This window comes from Caulobacter sp. P1_B12_2, from assembly GCF_056406675.1.
In genome coordinates this window covers 1-5770 of record NZ_JBFTZS010000300.1, presented here as the reverse complement: position 1 = coordinate 5770, position 5770 = coordinate 1, and the positions used below count along the sequence as shown (strand labels likewise).

At 69.2% G+C, this 5770-nt stretch carries 4 protein-coding genes; 3 read left to right on the top strand and 1 reads right to left on the bottom strand.

Annotated features, from left to right (window positions below):
• From AC1DZ6_RS17365 to AC1DZ6_RS17355, 3 genes are all read left to right on the top strand, one after another.
• Positions 1-1435, top strand: a 1435-nt coding sequence (locus tag AC1DZ6_RS17365) for an electron transfer flavoprotein-ubiquinone oxidoreductase (RefSeq protein ID WP_477098394.1), incomplete at its 5' end; no start/stop codon positions are given.
• Positions 1436-1534: 99 nt separating this feature from the next.
• Positions 1535-3256, top strand: a complete 1722-nt coding sequence (locus AC1DZ6_RS17360) for a tetratricopeptide repeat protein (protein WP_477098393.1) — start codon at positions 1535-1537, stop codon at positions 3254-3256.
• A 57-nt stretch (positions 3257-3313) separates the two neighbouring features.
• The gene (locus AC1DZ6_RS17355) at positions 3314-4195 is read left to right on the top strand and encodes a 4-(cytidine 5'-diphospho)-2-C-methyl-D-erythritol kinase (protein WP_477098392.1); all 882 of its coding nucleotides are present in this window, start codon (positions 3314-3316) and stop codon (positions 4193-4195) included.
• A gap of 161 nt (positions 4196-4356) precedes the next feature.
• On the opposite strand, the gene AC1DZ6_RS17350 is transcribed toward AC1DZ6_RS17355, so the two are convergent.
• On the bottom strand, positions 4357-5770 hold a 1414-nt coding region (locus AC1DZ6_RS17350), incomplete at its 5' end, for an ammonium transporter (protein ID WP_477098391.1).

The window sequence follows — 5770 nt, the reverse complement described above, 5'->3', positions numbered from 1 at the left end:
GCTGGAGACCCCGGTCACCAAGGACGTCTTCCGGCTGCTGGGTCCGTCGGGCGACCTGTCGCTGCCGATGTTCGCCATGCCGCCGTTCATGCACAACGACGGCTGCTACATCGCCTCGCTGGGCAATCTCTCGCGCTGGCTGGCGACCCAGGCCGAAGAGCTGGGCGTCGAGATCTATCCGGGCTTCGCGGCCTCGGACCTGGTCTGGAACGCCGACGGCTCGGTCAAGGGCGTCGTGGTCGGGGTCGTGGGCGTGGCCAAGGATGGCCACCACAAGGGCGACTACAACCCCGGCATGGAGCTGCACGGCAAGTACGTGTTCATCGCCGAGGGCGTGCGCGGCTCGCTGGCCAAGCAGCTGATCGCCAAGTTCGACCTGTCGGCCGGCAAGTCGCCGCAGAAGTTCGGCCTCGGCATCAAGGAACTGTGGCAGGTGCCGCCCGAAAAGCACCAGCCCGGCTTGGCCGAGCACACCACCGGCTGGCCGCTGGACAACCAGACCGGCGGCGGCAGCTTCATGTACCACTTCGGGGACAACTACGTGGCCATCGGCTACGTCGTGCACCTGAACTACAAGAACCCCTGGCTGTCGCCGTTCGACGAGTTCCAGCGCTTCAAGCACCATCCGGCGGTCAAGCCGCACCTGGAGGGCGGCAAGCGCATCGCCTATGGCGCGCGCGCCATCACCGAGGGCGGCTATCAGTCCGTCCCGAAGCTGACCTTCCCGGGCGGCGCGCTGATCGGCTGCTCGGCCGGCTTCGTCAACGTGCCGCGCATCAAGGGCAGCCACAACGCGGTGAAGACCGGCATGCTGGCCGCCGACGCCGCCTTCGAGGCCCTGGCCGCCGGGCGGGCCAGCGACGAGCTGGTCGCCTACCAGGACCTCTACGAGAAGTCCTGGGTGGCCAAGGAGCTGAAGGTCGTCCGCAACGCCAAGCCGCTGCTGGGCAAGTTCGGCACGGCCCTGGGCGGGGCGCTGGGCATGTTCGACATGTGGGTCAACCACCTGACCGGCGGCTTCTCGTTCTTCGGCACGATGAAGCACGAGAAGACCGACGCGGAATCGACGGGCCTGGCCAAGGACTACAAGCCCCTGGTCTATCCCAAGCCGGACGGCGTCATCAGCTTCGACAAGCTGAGCTCGGTGTTCATCTCGGCCACCAACCACGAGGAAGACCAGCCGGCCCACCTGAAGCTGAAGGACCCCACGGTCCCGATCCAGGTGAACCTGCCCAAGTACGGCGAACCGGCCCGGCTGTACTGCCCGGCGGGCGTCTACGAGGTGCTCTACGACGAGCAGGGCCAGGATCCGCGCTTCCAGATCAACGCCCAGAACTGCGTCCACTGCAAAACCTGCGACATCAAGGATCCGTCGCAGAACATCGTCTGGACCACGCCCGAGGGCGGCGGCGGGCCGAACTATCCGAACATGTAGGAGGCCTTCAAAGGCCCCACAAAAGCCTGGGGGCGCGGTCCAAGCTCTGGACCGCGCCTTTTTCTTGCGGCGCGCCCGGAAACCGATGAGGGTGCGGACATGACGCGTATCAAGCTGCTTCTCGCCCTTCTTTCCGCCTCGACCCTTACCGCCTGTGCCGCCGCCGCGCCCGGGCCGGACCTGCGAGGCCAGTTCACCATGGGATCGGCCTGGGGCTCGAGCCGCTCGGCCTATGGGCAGTTCCTGGCGGGGCAGGCGGCGTTGCTGAACGGCTCAAACGCCCAGGCCGCGACCTATTTCGACGAGGCGCGCCAGCTGGACGAGGATCCGGGCGTGCTGGCCGACCGCGCCTTCACCGCCGCCTTGCTGGCCGGCGACGTCCCGCGCGCCGCGGCCATCGCCCCGCGTGGGACCGACTCCAACGAGCAGGTGCGCCGGCTGGGCGTCCTGACCCGGGTGGTCGACCTGATGGCCGCCGGCAAGGCCCGAGACGCCCAGACCCTGCTGAAGACCGAGACCCTCGGCTTCCCGCATCGTCCCGCCGCCGTGCTGCTGGCGCCCTGGCTGGCCGCCGCCGCGGGCGACAAGGACAATGCGGTGGTGCGTCCGGAACTGCAGGGCGACCGGTTTGTCCAGTACTTCGGCCAGCTGAGCCAGGCGCGGCTCTACGAGCAGGCCAAGCGCTATGACGAGGCCGAGACCGACTACAAGGCGCTGATGGCGATCGAGAACGCGCGGCGCCTGTTCGTCGAGGACTACGGCGCGTTCCTGGAGCGTCGCAAGCGCCAGGCGGACGCCGTGGCGCTGTACGATGGAGCCCTGGCCCAGGATCCGGACGACCAGGGCCTGCGCATGGCCCGCGCCCGGGCCGCCGCGCGCGGTCCCGCGCCGGCCATGTCGACCGACAAGCAGGGCGCCGCCCACGTCCTGGTGGCCTGCGCCGCCACCTTCGCCAGCGAGCGCCAGAGCCAGTTCGGCCTGGCCTATCTGCGCCTGGCCCTGCGGCTGGATCCCAAGCGCGACGACGCCTGGCTGCTGGTCGGCGACCTGCTGGCCCAGGACGATGACCATGCGGGGGCCCGCGAAGCCTACGCCAAGGTGCCCGCCACCTCGGCCAAGTATGTCGCGGCCCAGTCCAAGCTGGCCTGGAGCTACCAGACCGGCGGCGACAAGGAGAAGGCCGTCGTGCTGGCCCAGCAGTCGGCAGTCGCCGCGCCCAAGGACCGCGACGCCCAGATCACCTATGCCGACCTGCTGCGGGCCAACGAGCGCTGGGCCGAGTCGGCCGCCGCCCTGGATCCGCTGATCGCCGGCGAGGGCGACAAGCCCGACTGGCGCCTGCTCTACATGCGCGGCATCGCCCTGGAGCGGGCCGGTCACTGGGACGACGCCGAGCACGACCTGCTGACGGCGGTCAAGCTCAGCCCGGACGAGCCCGACCTGCTGAACTATCTCGGCTATTCGTGGATCGATCGCGGCGTGCGTCTGCCCGAGGCCATCGCCATGGTCCAGAAGGCGGTCGACGCGCGGCCGCAGTCGGGCGCCATGCTCGACTCGCTGGGCTGGGGCTTTTACCGCCAGGGCGACTACAAGACCGCCGTGACCAAGCTGGAGCAGGCTGTCGAACTGGAGCCGGGCGACCCGGACGTCAACGGCCACCTGGGCGACGCCTATTGGCGCATCGGCCGCCAGGTCGAGGCGCGCTACCAGTGGCAGCGGGTGCTCAGCCTGGAGCCGGACGCCAAGCAGAAGGCCGAGGCCGAGGCCAAGCTGAAGGACGGCCTGGACGGGCGACCGGCCAAGATCGCCGCCAGCCAGTAACCTGACGACTGTAGACGCTTCCTGACGCTTCCTGACTCTTCAAAGGGGGGGCACGCCATGCGCCTCGACGCCTTCGCCCCGGCCAAGGTCAACCTGTTCCTGCACGTCGGCGGACCCGACGCGGCCGGCTATCATCCGATCTCCAGCCTGATGCTGTTCGCCGACGTCGGCGACCGGGTCAGTCTGCAGGCGGCCGATGCGCTGAGCTTCGAGACGACGGGACGGTTCGGCGGCGAGATCCCGATCGACGACGGCAATCTGGTGGTGCGGGCCGCCAACGCCTTGCGCGTGCGCCTGGGCGGACCGATCCCGCCGTTCCGCCTGATCCTCGACAAGGCGCTGCCGATCGCCGCCGGTCTGGGCGGCGGCTCCAGTGACGCCGGCGCGGCCCTGAGGCTGCTGCGCGAGGCCCTGGCCCCCGACTTGTCCGACGCCGATCTGGAAGCCGTGGCCGGGAGCCTCGGCGCTGACGGCGCGGCGTGTCTGTGGGGCGCGCCGGTGATGGCGCAGGGCAGGGGCGAGCGGCTGTCGCCGGCGCCGGGCCTGCCGGACCTCCACGCCGTCCTGGTCAATCCGCTGGTCCCGTCGCCGACCGGCGCCGTCTATAGGGCCTATGACGCGGCCGTGGCGCCCGAGGGCGAAGCCCCGCCGCCGATGCTGGACGGACTGGAGAGCATCGAGGAAGTCTGCGCCTGGCTGGCCGGCTTCACCCGCAATGATCTGCAAGCGCCGGCCGTGGCCCTGGAGCCGCGCATCGGCCAGGTTCTTGACCTGCTGGCCGACGAGCCCGAGACCCTGCTGGCCCGGATGTCCGGCTCCGGCGCCACCTGCTTCGCCCTGTGCGCCAGCGACATCGAGGCCGAAGGCCTGGCCGAGCGGATCGAGCGGATGCGGCCCGACTGGTGGGTCCGGCGCTGCCGACTGGGCGGGCCGTTCTAGAAAGATCGGGGCGGAGAAGGGGACACACACTCACCCAAGGTCTGGGCCGAATGACTGAGGCCTTGCCGTGAGTGTGTGTCCCCACCTGCACCCATCGCGCCCAGAAAAAGGCCCGGAAGCCGAAGCTTCCGGGCCCTTCCTTGGTCTTCCGAACCCCAGCCTTAGCTGTGGTAGGCGCGTTCGCCGTGCTCGGAGATGTCCAGGCCTTCTTCTTCGGCTTCAGGCGACGCCTTCAGGCCGATGACCAGCTTGATCACGAAGAACACGATGGCCGAGGCGATGGCCGACCAGACAATCGTCAGGCCGACGGCCTTGGCTTGGATGATCAGTTGGGCGATCGGCTCGTACGTCGCCAGGGCGTCGCAGGTCGAGATGTCGCCGTCCTTGGCGCAGGTGGTGTAGTCGACGATGCCGGCGCCGCCCCAGACRGGGTTGACCAGCAGGCCGGTGGCCAGGGCGCCGACGATGCCGCCGATGCCGTGGATGCCGAAGGCGTCCAGGCTGTCATCGTACTTCAGCGCGTTCTTCACGACCGAGCAGAAGAAGATGCAGATCGGCGAGACGACCAGACCCAGGATCACCGCGCCCATCGGGCCGGCGAAACCGGCGGCCGGGGTGACGGCGACCAGGCCGGCCACGACGCCCGAAGCCAGGCCCAGGGCCGACGGCTTCTTCTTGGTGACCCACTCGACGACGATCCAGGACAGACCGGCGGCGGCGGTGGCGACGAAGGTGTTGATCATCGCCAGCGAGGCGTAGCCGTTCGATTCCAGGTTGGAACCGGCGTTGAAGCCGAACCAGCCCACCCACAGCAGGCCAGCGCCCACCAGGGTCAGGGTCAGGGAGTGCGGGGGCATCGGCTCTTTGCCGTAGCCTTGACGCTTGCCCAGGATCAGGGCGCCGACCAAGGCGGCGATACCAGCGTTGATGTGCACCACGGTGCCGCCGGCGAAGTCCAGCGCGCCCCAGGTCCAGATCTGACCGGCCTTGATGGCGGCGGTCGGAGCTTGAGCGATGGCGTCAGGACCCGGCCACCACCAGACCATGTGGGCCATCGGGTAGTAGGAGAGCAGGGGCCACAGCACCGCGAAGGCGACGATGGCGGCGAACTTCATGCGCTCGACCAGCGAACCGACCACGAGGGCGGCGGTGATGGCGGCGAAGGTCGCCTGGAACGAGATGAAGGTGAACTCGGGGATCACGATGCCCGTCGAGAACGTCGCGACGTTGCTGGCCGGGGTCACGTCCTTGAGGAACAGACGGCCAAGGCCCCCGACGAAGAGGTCCCAACTGCCGCCATCGGTGAAGGCGAAGCTATAGCCCCACAGCACCCAGGCGACGAAGCCGATGATGGCGACGGTCGAGACCTGCATCATCACCGACAGCATGTTCTTGGAGCGGACCAGGCCGCCGTAGAACAGGGCCAGGCCCGGGATGATCATCAGCAGGACCAGGACGGTCGAGGTGAGCATCCAGGCGTTGTCGCCCTTGTCGTTCTTGTCGACGATGGCGGCCGGAGCCGCCGGAGCGGGCGCGGCGGCGACCGGCGCGGCGGGAGCCGGCGCGGCCTCGGCG

Bases quoted from the DNA above. Each gene is read 5' to 3' on its own strand.
- AC1DZ6_RS17355 (WP_477098392.1), top strand. From the start codon at position 3,314: ATGCGCCTCGACGCCTTCGCCCCGGCCAAGGTCAACCTGTTCCTGCAC.
- AC1DZ6_RS17360 (WP_477098393.1), top strand. From the start codon at position 1,535: ATGACGCGTATCAAGCTGCTTCTCGCCCTTCTTTCCGCCTCGACCCTT.